Raw genomic sequence first — 15,826 nt, forward strand, 5'->3', positions numbered from 1 at the left:
CAGGGGTCGTGGCCATGTGCAGGCCATAACCGGGGTTTCGCGGGATGGTAACGGTCGCCGGCGCATCGTGCCCTGTGCCATAGGAGGGGTGCCATGGACGAGAACGGCCGATCAAGCAGTGGATCCACCATCATTCCATGCCTGCGCTACCGCGACGCGCTGGCGGCGATCGACTGGCTGCAGCGCGCGTTCGGCTTCCAGGCGCAGGCGGTGTACGCCGATGGCGACGTGGTGTTCCACGCGCAGCTGGTGTTCGGGCACGGCATGATCATGCTGGGTTCGACCAGCAACGACAGCGCGTGGTCGAAGCTGGCGGTGATGCCCGACGAAACAGGAGGCCGCCAGACCCAGAGCGCCTGCGTGATCGTCAGCGACGCCGACGCGCACTATGCGCGGGCCAAGGCGGCCGGCGCGCGCATCGTGATCGACATTGCCGACCAGGCGTACGGCGGCCGTGGCTACGCCTGTGCCGATCCGGAAGGCTACGTGTGGTGGTTCGGCAGCTACGATCCCTGGCGCGCGGACCATCGCCAGTGACCGCGCAGGCGCCCGCCCCCGTCCGCTGCGGCATCGGCGGCTGGGTGTTCCCGGAATGGCGCGGCGGCATGTTCTATCCGCCCGGCCTGCCGCAGCGGGAGGAACTGGCACACGCCAGCCGTGCCCTGCGCTGCATCGAGATCAACGGCACCTTCTATCGCACGCCGACCCCGGCCCAGTGTGCGCAGTGGGCGTCGCAGACTCCCGCTGGCTTCCGCTTCTCCCTGAAGGCCCCCCGCTACCTGGTGCAGCGTCGCGACCTGTCCGGCACCGTGGAGGCCGCCGCGCCGTTCCTGCAGGCAGCGATCGCCCTGGGCGACCGCCTCGGGCCGCTGCTGTGGCAGTTCGATCCCCGCCACCCTGCCGATGCCCGGGCACTGGACGCGCTGATGGCCCAGCTGCCGAAGCAGCTCGATGGCGTGGCGCTGCAGCACGCTGTTGAAATCCGCAATCCGCAGGTGCACAGCGCGCCCCTCGTCACTGCCGCGCGCAGGCACGGAGTGGCGCTGGTCATCGAAGACAGCGACGAAGCCCCGCTGCATGGCGACGTCACCGCCAGCTTCGTCTACGCGCGCATCAAGCGCAGCCAGGCCCGCCTGCTGCAGGGGCTGCCCGCCGCCACGCAGCAGCGTTGGGCCGAACGCGCCCGGCGCTGGGCCGTCGGCGAGCCGGTCGACGACCTGCCATGCCTTGCCGGATCCGCCCCATCGACGCCACGAGAGGTGTACCTGCTCTGCATCGGTGCCGGCAAGGCACGCAATCCGGCCGCGGCGATGGCCCTGCAGCAGCGGCTGGACGACCTGCTCGGGTCTCAGGGGCGGTAAACGCGGCCAGGATCGAGCTGCCGACGCCCAGCGGTCATCGCCTTGCCGCACAATAGGCGGATGAGCACGCCCGACACCCGCAAAGCACTTTGGCAGATCCACTTCTGTGTCCTGTTGTGGGGCGTCACGGCCATCCTGGGCAAGCTGATTACCTTGCCGGCGCTGCCGCTGGTGTGGTGGCGCATGCTGCTGGTGACGGCGATGCTGGCACTGCTGCCACGGGTGTGGCGCGGCCTGCGCACGCTGCCGTTGCGGGTGGTGGCCGGATACGCCGGCATCGGTGCGCTGGTCGCCCTGCACTGGCTGACGTTCTATGGTGCGGTGAAACTCGCCAATGCCTCGGTGGCGGCGACCTGCATCGCGCTGGCACCGGTGTTTACCTCGATCATCGAGCCGTGGGTGGCCAAGCGTCCGTTCCAGCTGCGCGAACTGGCCTTCGGATTGGCAGTTCTGCCGGGCGTGGCGCTGGTGGTGGGGGGCGTGCCGGATGGCATGCGGCTGGGGGTTCTGGTTGGCGCGCTGTCTGCACTGCTGGTGGCGGTGTTCGGCTCGCTCAACAAGCGCATGGTCAGCCACGCCGATCCGTTGACGGTGACTGCGCTTGAACTGGGGGCCGGCACCTTGACCCTGACCCTGCTTGCGCCGCTGATGCCCTACCTGCTGCCGGCCCTGGCCAGCCCGCTGTGGGTGGTGCCGGACCTGCACGACGGCATCCTGCTGCTGGTACTGGCGGGTATCTGCACGCTGCTGCCGTTCGCCCTCGCCCTGGTCGCGCTGCGCCACCTCAGCGCCTACACCGTGCAACTGGTGACCAACCTGGAACCGGTGTATGCGGTGCTGCTGGCGGTACTGCTGCTGCGCGAGCAGCACGAAGTCACCCCATGGTTCTACCTGGGCGTGGCGATCATCGTCGGTGCGGTCTTCCTGCATCCGCTGCTGAACCGCCGCAGGCCGTTGCAGCATCCGGAAATCCTCGGCACCGCGGAAGCCCGCAACATCGCCGATTGAGCGGGCACGTCACCGCCGCGGCCAGTGCCATGCTGGCGCGTCCAGCACGCCCTGTCCGCTCAGCAGCGTGCGGCCGTGTTCCTTGTGCAGATGCAGGGAATGGCATGCGGGCGCCTGCTCCAGCGCGGCGATCAGGCGGCTGGCGTGCGACACCACCCACACCTGGCTGCGTGAACTGGCCGCCACGATCAGCCGCGCCAACGCAGGGAGCAGGTCAGGATGCAGGCTGGTTTCCGGTTCGTTGAGCACCATCAGCGGCGGCGGCCGCGGCGTATGCAGGGCAGCAGCCAGCAGCAGGAAACGCAGCGTGCCGTCGGACAGTTCGGCCATCGACAGCGGTCGCAGCAGGCCGGGCTGGTGGAACCGCAGCACCATCCGTCCATCCAGCACCTCGAATCCCACCGAAGCCCCGGGAAAGGCATCGTCCACCGTGCGAGCCAGCGCGACCGGGTCACCGTTTTCCAGGATGGTCACCCACGCTGCGGCCAGATCGCGGCCATCGTGGTGCAGCACCGGGGTCCGCGTGGCCATCGCCGGCTGCCGTGCCGGGGCATCGGCATCGCTGCGGAAGTGATCGTAGAAGCGCCAGCGATCAATGTATCCGCCGAGGGCCGAAACCTCCGGCATGCGCTGCGGATCCGCCATGCGGCTGAACACGCTTTCAAACGACGGCAACCGCTCATCCACCGGGTCCCAGCCACGGGCGTGACGCCGCCGCACGATCGCGCCGCGGCGCTCTACCAACAGATTGGCGCTACGCAGGAACGGCCCTGCCCAGATCGCTTCGGCCTTGATCTGCGGATCCAGGGCGAACGCCGACTGGCCAGGCACCGGATAGCCAAGATCGATGGCATAGCCGTACTCATCGGTAGTGAAGCCAAGCCGGAGGCCCACCGGATCCTGCCGCGGCCCGCCCTGCAAAGGAGTCTCGCCGGCAACCACGCGGCGGTCGATCCTTTCCGGGCCCGCCCACAGTGCGGAAACAAGACCGCCCTCACGCGCGAGCGCGGCCGCGACGCCGCCCCGTGCGGTCTCGGCCAACAGGCGCAGCGCACGGTACAGACTCGATTTGCCGCTGCCGTTGTCGCCGGTGATCACGTTCAGCTGCTGCAACGGCAGCACCAGCGTGTGCAGCGAGCGATAATTGGCGACGGCCAGGGTCTGCAGCATGGATCTCGTCCTCGGAATCAGGACATCCATGCTGCCCCAAGCTGTTCGCAGCAGCTGCGACCCGACGCCATGCAGCACCAGGGCCATGCCCGGCTGCCGTCGCCACGCTCAGTCCGCGAACTCCACGCGGTTGCGTCCGTTGCCCTTGGCCCGGTACAGCGCCGCGTCGGCACGGGCCAGGGTCTGATCGACACTGTCGCCGGCGCGATGCATGGCCACGCCGATGCTGACCGTGACCGGAAAGCCGAGCGGCAGGTTGCCCACGGCCTCGCGCAGGAACCCGCACTGAAGTTCGGCGGTGTGCAGGTCGATGCCCGGCAGGAGCGCCACGAACTCCTCGCCGCCATAGCGGGCCGCCAGGCCGGCGCCGGCAAAGTGCGCGCGCAGCAGCGCACCCAGCGCAGCCAGCACTTGGTCACCGGTCGCATGCCCGTGGAAATCATTGATGTGCTTGAAATGGTCGATATCCAGCAAGGCTACGCATACCTGCTGCGGCTGACCTTGGGCATCGACCGCCGTGACGGCCTCTTCCAGCGCCAGCTTCATCGCCCGGCGGTTGGGAAGACCGGTCAGTGGATCGGTCCGGCTCTGCTCGGCCAGATCGGCATTCTGCGCAAGCAGCAGATCGTGGTACTCGGACAGCAGGCGCTCGTAATCGTCCCGCTCCAGCATGTGCTTCTGGATATCCAGGGCAAAGCGGCGCAGTTCCATCACCAGCATGACCTGCCGCGACAGCGCAGACAGCGCTTCGGCCTTGTGGGTATCCAGCCGCCCCGGGTTGGCGTCGAACACGCACAGCGTCCCCAGCGGCAGGCCATCGGAACTGATGAGCGGGGCGCCCGCATAGAAGCGGATATGGGGATCGCCTGACACCAGCGGGTTGTCATGGAAGCGCACATCTTGCCGCGCATCCTCGACCACCATGATCTCGCGCGGCTGCAGGATCGCATGGCCGCACATCGAGTCGCTGCGCAGGGTCTGGGCGACGTCCAGCCCCTGGATCGACTTGAACCACTGCCGCCCGACATCGATCAGCGACACCGCCGCCATGGAGGTTCCACAGATCTCCCTGGCGATCACCACCAGATCGTCGAACGATCTCTCGCGTTCCGAATCAAGGATGCGGTAGCGGTACAGCGCTTCCAGGCGAAGCGCTTCATTGGCGGGCTTGTCGGGCTTGATCATGCAGCGTCATGTTCCGGCAGGTCTCGGCGGAGTCTATCCGATGCGCGGCCGGGCCGACGTCCGACCGCTGCCGTTCACCAGTCCTGCTGCTGCGGCAGCAGGCCGTGCAGCTCCTGCTCGGTCAGGTTGCGCCACTGGCCCGGCTTCAGCGCGCCGATCTTGATGTTGTCGATGCGGACGCGGCGCAGCTGGGTGACGCGGTAACCGAACTCCGCCGCCATCAGGCGGATCTGCCGGTTCAGGCCCTGCTCCAGGGTGATGCGGAAGCCGAATTTGGCGATGCGCGAGGTGCGGCAAGGCAGGGTCATCTGGTTGTGGATGCGCACACCACGGGCCATGCCGCGCAGGAACTCGTCGGTGACCGGCTTGTTCACCGCCACCAGATACTCCTTCTGGTGGCCATTCTCGGCACGCAGGATCTGGTTGACGATGTCGCCATTGCTGGTCATCAGGATCAGTCCTTCCGACTCCTTGTCCAGGCGGCCGATCGGGAAGATGCGCTGCTCGTGGCCGACGAAGTCGACGATGTTGCCCTTCACCGAGCTTTCGGTGGTGCAGGTAACGCCGACCGGCTTGTTCAGCGCGATGTAGACGTGGCGGCGCGCCCCCGGCTTGCGTGCGGTGCGGGCACGCAGCGGCTGGCCGTCGACCAGCACCTGGTCGCCCTCGCCGACCACGGCACCGGTGCCGGCCGGATGGCCGTTGACGGTGACCCGGCGGGCGGCGATCAGGCGGTCGGCCTCGCGACGGGAGCAGAAGCCGGTATCGGCGATATGTTTGTTGAGTCGGGTGGTCATCGCCCTATTATCCGGCATCACCGCCCTGTCAGGTTCATGCCGGTGCGGGTGGATCCAGTTCTTCGCCGTCGAACACCCGGTTGCGGCCCGCGCGCTTGGCCACGTACATGGCATGGTCGGCCCGCCGCAGCAGCGCGGCCAGGTCGTCCTCGCCCGGCCGCCACTGGGCCAGGCCGATGCTGGCGGTCACCTCCAGCCCCGGCACCTGCAGGCCCTGGCAGGCCTCGGTGATGCGCTGGCGCAGGCGATCCAGCCGCGCCGCCGCCGCCTCGCGCGGCATGCCCGGCATCAGCAGCAGGAACTCCTCGCCGCCCATCCGCACCACCTGGTCCTGGCTGCGCACGGCGGCCCGCAGCGCACGGGCCACGGCGACCAGCACCTGGTCACCCACCTCATGCCCGTGGCGGTCGTTGATGTCCTTGAACAGATCGATGTCGAGGAAGCCGATCACCATCGGGCCACGCTCACGATCCACCCGTTCCAGATGATGGCCGAGCTCCCGCAGGCCGGCGCGGCGGTTGGGCAGCCCGGTCAGGCCGTCGGTCTCGGCCAGCTGGCGCATCTCGTCGCGCTGCTGGCGCAGGCGTCCCAGCCGCAGGTTCAGGGCGTAGGCCGCCATCATCAGCAGCCAGGTGATCGCCAGTTGCAGCGCCTCCACCCGGTACTCCAGCAGCCACTCCGCAGCGCACGCGTCGGCGCCGATCAGCACCAGCATCGGCGCCAGCGCCGCCAATCCAGCCAGTGCCCAGCGGTCACCACGCCACCGCGCCCCTATCCCCATCAGCAGGGAGACGCCGCAGCCGGCCAGGTAGGTCACCTGCAGCCCCTGTGCGACCCATCCGAGCTGATCCCAGCGCAGCCACGGCACCAGCGCGGCTACGCCCAGCAGGGCCCACAGGACCATCTGCTGGAGCAGGCGTGACTTCGGCCACAACCGGTCGCCACCGTTCAGCCACCACAGGGCCGGCAGCACCAGTGCCTGGCTCGCTGCCGTCAGCGCCAGCAGCCACCAGGCGCCACGCGTGCCGACCGGCAGCCACGGCTCCGGATAGCCGCTGAGGCCTCCGAGGATGGACTGCCACAGCACCAGCACGCCGGTACCCGCGATGTACACCAGGAAGCTGCGATCACGGGTGGTCAGATAGGCCATCAGCGCCGACAGCGCCAAGGCCAGCGCCACTGCGATGCAGGCCGCGCGGACCAGCAGCCGCGCGGTGTCGTTCTGCTGCACCGGGCTGGGTGCGCCGAGCCGCAGCGTCGGAACCCAGCGATCCTTCAGCGGCGTCTGCCACGAGACCAGGAACGGCTCGTGACTGCCGGCCGGCGGCACGGCAACCAGGCCCACGCCGGCACGGAAACGCGAGTCGCGGGTACGCGCGTCATGCATGTCGCCGCAGATCTCGCGGTCGCCGTGCCGTACCTGGACCTCGCCAGCGAACACATTGAACACATCCAGGGCCTGGGGTTCGCCCGACCAGCCCCCCGGTGGCGCCGGCACCCGCACCTGCTGGCGTGGCCCGGCCAGCATCTGCGCGGTACAGGCGCGATGGGGCGTAGGCTCGGCGGTGGCAACGCCCACCAGCAGGTAGTCGCGACCGTGCATCGCCGCACCGGCCTGCGCAGGCCACGGCAGTGCCAACCACACCAGCAGCACGACCAGCACTACCCCAGTTCCGTACTGCCACTGCCTGACGACCACGCCACATCCTGTTCTGCTTACGCCCGCGCCCACTGCGCGTCGCCCCTGGCGTGCATTATCGCAGCCGTCCGTGGCATGCAGGTGTAGACAATCGTCGCGGACCAGCGTTCAGCCTGCGGCCGGCGGGCCTTTCACCGCCTTCAGCCTGACCGGCCGCAGGTCGGTCAGGGTCATCCGCTCCAGCGGCTGCGGCCGCTCGATCGCATAGCCCTGCAGCCCCTGCACGCCCAGCCGGGTCAGTGCCCCCGCCACTTCGCTGCTCTCCACCCACTCGGCCACGACCTCCATCTGCAGTTCGCGGCCCAGTTCGGTGATCGCGCGTACGGTCGCGTGACTGACCGGATCGACATCCATGTCGCGCACGAATGCACCGTCGATCTTCAGCATGTCGGCCGGCAGCTGGCGCAGGTAACCGAACGAGGACAGACCCGATCCGAAATCGTCCAGCGCCAGCCGGCAGCCACGCGCCTTCACCGCATCGATGAACGCCCGCGCCTGGCTCAGATTGCTGATCGCGGCCGTCTCGGTGATCTCGAAGCAGAGCTTGGACGCCAGTACGCGGTTGCGCTCCAGCAGGTCGCAGACGAAAGCCAGGAAGCTGGGTTCGGCGATCGACTGTGCGGACACGTTGACGTTGCACAGGCCGAGCTGGCGCACATGCGCCGGGCACACCTGCAGGTGCCGGAACAGCAGGCCGAGCACATGCCGGTCCAGTGTCACCGCCATGCCGTAGCGCTCCACCGCCGGCATGAACTGGCCGGGCAGATGCAGCGTACCGTCGCTGTCGCGCATGCGCACCAGCACCTCGTAGTGCAGATAGCCCGGGTCACCCACCCGGGCGATGCGCTGCGCGTACAGCAGCATGCGGTTCTCGGCCATCGCCCGGCTCACGCCCTGCAGGCGCTCGGCCTCCAGGCGCCGTTCGTCCAGCGCCATGCGGTCCTCGTTGAAACAGTGCACGCGGTTGCGACCGGCCTGCTTGGCTGCGTAACAGGCACTGTCGGCTGCGCTCATCAGCCAGTTGACATCGGGGGCCTCCTGGCTGACCTCGACCACACCGATGCTGCAGCTCAGCTGCAGGCTGCCTTCGCTGATCGGGAACGTGGCCTGGCCAAGATTGCGGATCACCCGCTGCAGCACGCGCTTGGCCTCATCCTGGCCCGCATGGGCCAGGAACACCGCGAATTCGTCGGCACCCAACCGGCCAACCCAGTCGCCCTCGCGCACGGCGGCGACCAGATAGTCGGCAAAACCGCGCAGCATCTGGTCGCCTGCGGCATGGCCGAAGCTGTCATTGACCAGTTTGAAATGGTCCAGATTGATGTAGCACAACGCATGCGTGCCCCCCTCACTGCGCACCTGCAGCAGTGCACGCTCGAGCAGGCGCTCGATCTCGCGCCGGTTGATCAGGCCCGTCAGCGGATCGTGGCTGGCGTGGTGTTCGATCTCGCGGGCCAGCGCATGGTTCTGGCTGACATCCTCGACAATCGCAAACACCGACAGCCCGCCACCGGTGTTGCGCACGCCGGTACCGCTCCAGCGCCCCCATACCAGGCTGCCGTCGCGACGGCGGAAGCGCAGCTCGCTCGGCCGCAGCTGCCGCTCCCAGTCGATCCGGCCAACACCGTCGATGACCAGCTCTCCTTCCATCAGCAGGTCACCCAGCGACATCTGCAGCAGCGCGTCACGGCGATGGTCGAGGATGTCTGCCATCGCCTGGTTGGCTTCCAGCACCCGGCCGCCGGCATCAAGCTTCAGCATGCCGACGTTGGCCTGGTAGAAGGCTGCGCGGAAGCGGCTTTCATGCTCGGTCAGATCCTTGCCGACCCGTCGCGCCAGGGCGACGGCCATCAGGCTGATCGCCAGCACCGACAGGCCGCCGACAACCAGGGTCGCCATCCGTACCGCCGCAGCCATCCGCAGCAGCGCGTGCGAAAACGCCTGCGCCTGCACCTGCAGCCGCCGGTCGAGATCACGAAGCTGCTGCAGGTACCGGTCGCGCGCGGCGACCGGCAATTGACCGTCGGCATGACGATGCTGCAGTTCGTCGACCAGACGGTGCACGGCCATCAGGTCGCCGTCGGTCGCCCGCCACAGCGCGGTCGCTTCACGGAAGGCGCCGAGGTCGCGGGCATGACGGAACGAAAAGATCAGCCGCGGCACATCGGCACGCGCGTTGCCTCCCTGCAGGAAGCCCTGTCGGGCACGCTCGATATCCGGCCTCGGCTGCTCCAGCGCCAGGCGCCCCTGCAGGTCCCCCATCGGCACGCGCAGGGCCTGGCGGGCGTCTTCCAGATCGCGGGCATCCCCCCGCGCCAGGTAGCGGCTGAGAGCGGCCGTGGCGTCCTGCTGGCCACGCGACCAGTAGCCCTGGCCGGCGATCCACGCCGTCGAGGCCGCCTGCAGTTCCTGGATCAACGCCGACAATGCGACCAGTCCGATCGCCATGCCCGTCAGCAGCGCAAACCTCAGCCCCAGCGCGCGGGACATCGGTACCCGGCGGCTGTGAATGTCCGTGCCACTCCTACCCATCCCGGATCCCCCCGAATGTGCTGCGGCGACAACCTCCTTTCGAACCGGCCCAGCCTATGACCCTGAATGTGTGGGCGGTGCGAAACCGGGGCCCACAACGAGCAACGCCAGCCCGGGGGCTGGCGTTGTCGATCACGGCAGGTCTGGCTCAGTAGCTGCGCGGGCCGCGCGGCTTGAAGCCATCTCGACGCGGCGGACGGCCGTCACGGTCACCGCCCGGGCCACCCGGGCCGCCCGGGCCGCCACGACGCGGGCCACCCGGGCCGCCCGGACCCCGCTTGTCGAAGCGCGGCTTGAACGGACGCGGTGCCGGATTGATCTCTTCACCGGCGGCCAGCGGACGCATCTGCAGCTGCTGGCCGGACACCCACACCTTCTGCAGGTGGGTCAGCACGTCCTGCGGCATCTGCGCCGGCAGGTCCAGCAGCGAGAAGTCGTCGTGGATGTCGATGCGGCCGATGTAACGGCTTTCCAGGCCGGCTTCGTTGGCGATGGCGCCGACGATGTTCGCCGGCTTCACGCCATGCTGGTGACCGACCGAGATGCGGTAGGTCTCCATGCCCTGCTCCGGCGCACCGCGCGGCGGAACCTCGCGGCGCGGACGCTGCTCGAAACCCCCTTCGGCGTCGTCACGGCGGGGACCACGCTCGAAGCGCGGGCCACGTTCGTTGCGGTCGAAGCGATCACCACGCTCCGGACGGTCGCCCCGGTCGAAGCGCTCGCGCGGCGCACGCTCTTCCCGCGGAGCACGCACCGGCGGCTGCAGCAGGAACGGGGTGTCGCCCTGCAGCATCTTCGCCAGCGCGGCAGCAATTTCGATGGCCGGCACGTTCTGCTCGTTCTCGAAGCGCTCCAGCAGCTGGCGGTAGAAATCCAGGCCGCCGGCGCCGAGCGTCTCGCTGATGCGCGAGGTGAACTTGTTGATGCGGGTATCGTTGACCGCTTCCACGCTCGGCAGCTGCATCTCTTCGATCGGCTGGCGGGTGGCGCGCTCGATCTGGCGCAGCATGCCCTTCTCGCGCGGGGTCGCGAACAGGATCGCCTCGCCGCTGCGGCCGGCACGACCGGTACGGCCGATGCGGTGCACGTAGCTTTCGGTGTCGTACGGAATGTCGTAGTTCAGCACGTGGCTGATGCGCTCGACGTCCAGGCCGCGGGCGGCAACGTCGGTGGCCACCAGGATGTCCAGCTTGCCTTCCTTCAGCATGGCGATGGTGCGCTCACGCTGGGCCTGCTGCATGTCGCCATTGATCGCGGCAGCGGCCAGGCCACGGGCCTGCAGCTTGCTGGCCAGTTCTTCGGTGCCGGCCTTGGTGCGGGCGAAGATGATCATCGCGTCGAACGGCTCGACTTCCAGGATGCGGGTCAGCGCATCCAGCTTGTGCATGCCGCTCACCCACCAGTAGCGCTGGCGGATGTTGGCCGAGGTGGTGGTCTTGGCCGCGATGGTGACCTCGACCGGGTCCTGCAGGTAGGTCTGCGCGATGCGGCGGATCTGCGGCGGCATGGTGGCCGAGAACAGGGCCACCTGGCGCTGCTCCGGCAGCTTCTTCAGCACGGCTTCGACGTCGTCGATGAAGCCCATGCGCAGCATTTCATCGGCTTCGTCCAGCACCAGGGTCTTCAGCTCGGACAGGTCCAGGGTGCTGCGGTCCAGATGGTCGATCACGCGGCCGGGGGTACCGACCACGATGTGCACGCCGCGGCGCAGGGCCGACAGCTGCTGGCCATACGGCTGGCCGCCGTACACCGGCAGCACGCGGAAGCCCGGGATCTTCGACGAATAGGACTGGAACGCTTCGGCGACCTGGATGGCCAGTTCGCGGGTCGGCGCAAGGATCAGCGCCTGGGGCTTGATCTGCTGCAGGTCGATGTTGGACAGTACGGGCAGCGCGAAGGCGGCGGTCTTGCCGGTACCGGTCTGCGCCTGGCCCAGCACGTCGCGGCCTTCCAGCATCGCCGGGATGGTGGCGGCCTGGATCGGCGACGGGGTTTCGTAGCCGATGGCGGTGACCGCCTGCATCACGGGCTCGGACAGGCCGAGCTGCGCGAACTGCAGCGGCGCTTGGGAATCTTGGGACATGGGGAACTCCGAAGGCACTGCCGTCTTCCTGGCAGTGCGATAAAAAAGGGGATGGTCCGCGCTTTGGGCGCCCTTCTTATCGCGTGCCCTGGCGCTGCTCGGTCGGAGGAGGTTTCACTCGCTCAGAGCGGAATGATACCGCATTGATCCTGAACGAGGCGTACAGTTTTTCCCTTCGCGTGCCGTCAGGCCCCGTGCTGGCGCACAATACGCGCCCTCTTCCCGGCCCGGCCGCTGGCCTGCGCCCTTTCCCAGGAACCCCCGCTCCATGCAGATTCTCGAATTCGACCTCGACGGCGACTACGTCGAACTCAAGCAGTTGCTCAAGCTGGCCGACCTGGTCACCAGCGGCGGCGAGGCCAAGATGGTCATCAGCGAGGGCCAGGTACGGGTCGATGGCGAAGTTGAACTGCGCAAGGCCTGCAAGATCCGCGCAGGCCAGGTGGTCGAATTCGCCGACAGCCAGATCCGGGTACTGGCGGCCGGCTGATCTGATCCTGTTCAGGCCACGCGCTGGGTCAGGTGCGAGGCGATCAGCTGCCTGAACGGCGCCACGCCCTGGGCGACACGCAGGCCCGCTGCCCGCAGCAGCCGCGCCGGGCGCCGATCATCGGTGTACAGGCTGGCGATCGCATTGGTCGCCTCGTACAGCGGTCGCGCCGCCATCCGATGACCACGCTGGTAGCTGGCCAGCATGCCGGCCGCGGCGATGTCCGCACCGCGGCGCTGCTGGCCGGCGATGCCCCGCGCCAGGCGCTGGGCACTGGCCAGGCCCAGGTTGAAGCCATGGGCGGTGACCGGGTGCATGCCCACCGCGGCATCGCCGATCAGCGCCGAGCGCTCGCCTGCGAAATGGTGCGCATACACACCCACCAACGGATAGGCCTGCGGCGTGGCCACCGGCTGCATGCCCCCCAGCCGATGCTCGAAGAAGCCGCTGATGGCCTCACCGAAGGCCACCTCATCCATCGCCAGCAGTTCCTCGATCCGCCGCGGGGGCAGCGTGATCACCGCAGACGCCTGGCCTTCGTTGAGCGGCAGCAGCGCCATCGTACGACCGTAGCCGAACCACTCCCACGCGGTGTGGTGATGGTCGCGTTCGACGCGCATGCGGCACACCAGCATCGACTTGCCGAAGTCGCGCATCTGCGCACCGATGCCGAGCATGCGCCGGGTTGCGGAGAAGCGACTGTCCGCGGCCACCAGCAACCGCGCGTGCAGCCTGCTGCCATCATCCAGCGTGACCACATGGCCCTGCGTATCGGCCTGCACGCCCTGCACCTTGCGCCCGTCGAACAGTTCCAGGCCGTCCTGGCGCTGCACCGCGTCCCACGCCGCGCGGCGGATCAGATGATTGGGCACCAGCCAACCCAGCGGCTGGCCATCGACCTGGCTGCTGGCGAAGGTCAGTGCGAATGGCGAGCCGCCGTTCATCACCTTGGCATCGCGCAGTTCGGAGATCTCGGCCTCCGGCAGCCGTGCCCACAGCCCCAGCTGCTCCAGGCTCTGCCGCGACGCGTGGGTCAGCGCGATCTCGCGGCCGTCGAACGCCGCTTCGGCGAGCGCCTGGCGTGGCTGCGCTTCGACCAGCCCGATCTGCAGCGCGCTGCCGGCCAGCGCACGTGCGAAGCACAGTCCTGCCGGCCCCGCGCCCACCACCACCACGTCCATCCTGCGCATGAGCGCCTCCCACCATTGATCCAGTCGCAGCCAGCATAGCGCCGCGCAGCTGACCGGCCTTGATCTGGATCAGGCCCGGCTCACAGCAGTGCGAACACCAGCGCCAGGATCGACAGCAGCGACACCAGCCACACCAGGCTGCGCACGTAGGGCACACCTGCGGCGTACAGCGGCAGGTAGACCACCCGTGCCCAGAAGTACGCCTGCGCGGCCAGTGCCGTGGTCTCGCTGCTGCGACCGGCCACCACCACCGCGATCGCGGCGGCGGCGAAGAACGGGAACGTTTCAAGGAAGTTGGACTGGGCCCGTTGCAGCCGCCCTGCCAGCGGGCTGAGTGGCCGGCCCTGTTCATCGCGCGCCGACGCGTTCCACTTCATGCCCCGCTCGCGGGTCACCACCGTGGAGGTGGCGAAGATGTAGACAAACCCCAGCAGCGTCGACCACGCCAGCAGTGTCAGTTCGGTTGCCATGCTGTTCTCCTTCAGGGCCCGGGCGCGCGCAGGCTGTAACCGGCCAGGCGCCAGACCTGGTCCTCATCGAAGCGGAACGAGACCAGTTCGCGCACGGGCTGCGCACTGTTGGCGAAGCGGGTCGGGAAGCTGACATTGATGTACAGGCCTTCGGGCACGGCGGCGCCGGCCGCGTACTTCACCCGGGTAATGGACGGTTGGCCGCGACCACTCAAGGCCCCCAGACGGGTGCGGTCGGCGGTCAGCTGGCTGATGAAGGCCGGCTTGGTCACCGCGCGCCGCGCTACGGCTGATGCGCCATCCCACAACTCGCCCGCGCGGTTGGCGTCGACCATCTGCGCGGCCCTCAGTGCGGCCGCCCCCATCTCCGCGTCCTGCTTCTGCACCTGCGCCTGCTGTGCCGGGCTGAGGGCCGGTGCGGGCGGCCGTGCCGCTGTCGCCGGTGGCGCGGCGGCAGGCGCGTTCGGCGCCGGGCGTGCCGGAGCCGGCGCCGGAGCCGGCGTGGCGGGCGCGGGCACCTGGGCGAATGCAGCAAGCGGCAACAGGGACAGCAGCAGGAGCGCGCGCTTCATGGACACCACCGGTTCATCGGAAGGAACCGCAGTCTACGCCAGCCGGGTGAGGCGTTTGTCAGCGCAGCGGCACGCTGCCCTGGGTTGCTTCGGCATCGGCCTGTGCGGCCTGGGTCTCCGCCTCCACTGCCGGCTGTTCCGCCACCGGAACCTGCGGCGGAGGAGACGGTGGCAGCGTGGCCACGTCGATCTCCGACAGCGGGCTCTCCTCGGGGCAGACCGGATCGGGGAAACCGAACCGCTGCTTGAGCGACTGGCCGCAGCTGTTGATCGATTCCATGTCCGCACCGTCGCGCTTGCATTGCTGGTCGAAGGCGATCAGGAACGCGTCCTTGCGCTGCACGAAATCGTCGCCACACGCGCGCATCTGCTTGATCCGTTCCAGGTCGTCCTGCACCGCATTGGTGCCATCCAGGCCGAACTGCCGCAGTTCCTCCGGGGTCAGCAGGCGCAGGCTGCGGTTGGGCACGGTCATCATCAGATCGGCAACGCCCACCGCCACGCCGTTGCGCTGCAGATAATCCTTCACGTTGTCGTAGACCTCGTGCAGCTCGCGGTTGAGCTCGGCGCGCGAGGTTGCCTTGGAGCTGATGCGCATCATGCGGTGGATGCCGACCTTGCCGGTCAGCAGGCGGTTGTCGCCGGCCGCGAGTACGAACACGCAGGCGCTGTGGCAGATCGATCCTTCGCGCACCCAGATGGTCCAGCCCGATTCGCCGATGCTGTCGCCGGCAATGATCGCCGATTCGACCTGGCCACCACTGGAGTCGAGATCGAGGATGCGCTTGTGGATCTCCAGCGCGTCGGCCACCACGGCCAGGCGCCACATCATTTCGGCGAACCCGGGATTGATCTTGCCGTTGTAGCGCACCCGCAACAGGCCCCGCTCGGCGCACGGCTGCAGCGCCTGGCTGATCTGCTCGCGCTGCAGCCCGTCCAGCTCCACGCCGTCGCCGCCTTCGGCTGCGTAATCGGTGCTGCAGCTGACCCAGGCCCGGCCGTTCTCAAGCTGCGCCTGCGGCCACGGCCGATCAGCGCGGCTGCGCGGCGGGGACGGCGGTGGTGGGGCGTCGGCGGCATTGATCGACACCATGTTGTCGCCGTCACTGGCCGTTGCCCGTGCCGCCTTGTCAGCCGCGGTCACGTTGCCCGGATTCTCCAACTGGCTGCAACCCGCAAGGGCCAGGCACAACAGGGGCAACCAGCGGATCAAGGCGGACATCGGGCAACCGGATTTCGCAGGAACAAGGATCACAGTCTACCTGCCCG

Annotated in this window: 14 protein-coding genes; 4 read left to right on the forward strand and 10 right to left on the reverse strand. The window is 68.5% G+C overall.

Going from position 1 to position 15,826, the window contains the following annotated elements; genetic code table 11:
* Positions 1-93 precede the first annotated feature (93 nt).
* From ACVOKU_RS01295 to ACVOKU_RS01305, 3 genes are all read left to right on the forward strand, one after another.
* On the forward strand, positions 94-537 hold the full coding sequence (locus ACVOKU_RS01295) for a VOC family protein (RefSeq protein ID WP_128990037.1): 444 nt from the start codon (positions 94-96) through the stop codon (positions 535-537).
* 68 nt (positions 538-605) lie between these two features.
* Complete coding sequence (locus ACVOKU_RS01300; protein WP_481558833.1) at positions 606-1,361, forward strand: DUF72 domain-containing protein; 756 nt, start codon at positions 606-608, stop codon at positions 1,359-1,361.
* Between the two features lie 60 nt (positions 1,362-1,421).
* Positions 1,422-2,369 (forward strand): DMT family transporter, encoded by a 948-nt coding sequence (locus tag ACVOKU_RS01305; protein ID WP_481558834.1) that lies wholly within the window; start codon positions 1,422-1,424, stop codon positions 2,367-2,369.
* 9 nt (positions 2,370-2,378) lie between these two features.
* Here ACVOKU_RS01305 and ACVOKU_RS01310 read toward each other — a convergent pair whose 3' ends face one another.
* The 6 genes from ACVOKU_RS01310 to ACVOKU_RS01335 all read right to left on the reverse strand — a co-directional run bounded on the left by ACVOKU_RS01310 (position 2,379) and on the right by ACVOKU_RS01335 (position 11,835).
* Positions 2,379-3,539 carry an AAA family ATPase gene (locus tag ACVOKU_RS01310; protein WP_481558835.1) on the reverse strand — a complete coding sequence of 387 codons (1,161 nt, stop codon included), beginning with the start codon at positions 3,537-3,539 and terminating at the stop codon, positions 2,379-2,381.
* A 108-nt stretch (positions 3,540-3,647) separates the two neighbouring features.
* Positions 3,648-4,724, reverse strand: coding sequence for a sensor domain-containing diguanylate cyclase (locus tag ACVOKU_RS01315; protein WP_481558836.1), 1,077 nt, complete (start codon positions 4,722-4,724; stop codon positions 3,648-3,650).
* Between the two features lie 74 nt (positions 4,725-4,798).
* Positions 4,799-5,521, reverse strand: coding sequence for a pseudouridine synthase (locus ACVOKU_RS01320; protein ID WP_053518769.1), 723 nt, complete (start codon positions 5,519-5,521; stop codon positions 4,799-4,801).
* 34 nt (positions 5,522-5,555) lie between these two features.
* A complete protein-coding gene (locus ACVOKU_RS01325; RefSeq protein ID WP_481558837.1) occupies positions 5,556-7,184 on the reverse strand; it encodes a sensor domain-containing diguanylate cyclase in 1,629 nt (542 codons plus the stop codon).
* 144 nt (positions 7,185-7,328) lie between these two features.
* On the reverse strand, positions 7,329-9,752 hold the full coding sequence (locus tag ACVOKU_RS01330) for a putative bifunctional diguanylate cyclase/phosphodiesterase (protein WP_481558838.1): 2,424 nt from the start codon (positions 9,750-9,752) through the stop codon (positions 7,329-7,331).
* Between the two features lie 148 nt (positions 9,753-9,900).
* The gene (locus ACVOKU_RS01335; RefSeq protein ID WP_481558839.1) at positions 9,901-11,835 is read right to left on the reverse strand and encodes a DEAD/DEAH box helicase; all 1,935 of its coding nucleotides are present in this window, start codon (positions 11,833-11,835) and stop codon (positions 9,901-9,903) included.
* 268 nt (positions 11,836-12,103) lie between these two features.
* Here ACVOKU_RS01335 and ACVOKU_RS01340 point away from each other — a divergent pair, with 268 nt between their 5' ends.
* Positions 12,104-12,325: an RNA-binding S4 domain-containing protein gene (locus ACVOKU_RS01340; protein ID WP_014036469.1), complete on the forward strand. Its 222-nt coding sequence runs from the start codon at positions 12,104-12,106 to the stop codon at positions 12,323-12,325.
* Between the two features lie 11 nt (positions 12,326-12,336).
* Here the strand turns inward: ACVOKU_RS01340 and ubiM are convergent, their stop codons facing one another.
* From ubiM to ACVOKU_RS01360, 4 genes are all read right to left on the reverse strand, one after another.
* Entirely contained in the window at positions 12,337-13,515 is a 1,179-nt protein-coding gene (ubiM, locus tag ACVOKU_RS01345) for a 5-demethoxyubiquinol-8 5-hydroxylase UbiM (RefSeq protein ID WP_481558840.1), read from the reverse strand.
* Between the two features lie 80 nt (positions 13,516-13,595).
* A complete protein-coding gene (locus ACVOKU_RS01350) occupies positions 13,596-13,985 on the reverse strand; it encodes an MAPEG family protein (RefSeq protein ID WP_312553902.1) in 390 nt (129 codons plus the stop codon).
* Positions 13,986-13,996: 11 nt separating this feature from the next.
* Positions 13,997-14,557 (reverse strand): DUF4019 domain-containing protein, encoded by a 561-nt coding sequence (locus ACVOKU_RS01355; RefSeq protein ID WP_481558841.1) that lies wholly within the window; start codon positions 14,555-14,557, stop codon positions 13,997-13,999.
* A 58-nt stretch (positions 14,558-14,615) separates the two neighbouring features.
* Positions 14,616-15,779 (reverse strand): COG3904 family protein, encoded by a 1,164-nt coding sequence (locus ACVOKU_RS01360; protein WP_481558842.1) that lies wholly within the window; start codon positions 15,777-15,779, stop codon positions 14,616-14,618.
* Positions 15,780-15,826: the final 47 nt, after the last annotated feature.

It is taken from the genome of Stenotrophomonas sp. STEN147 (assembly GCF_056757995.1).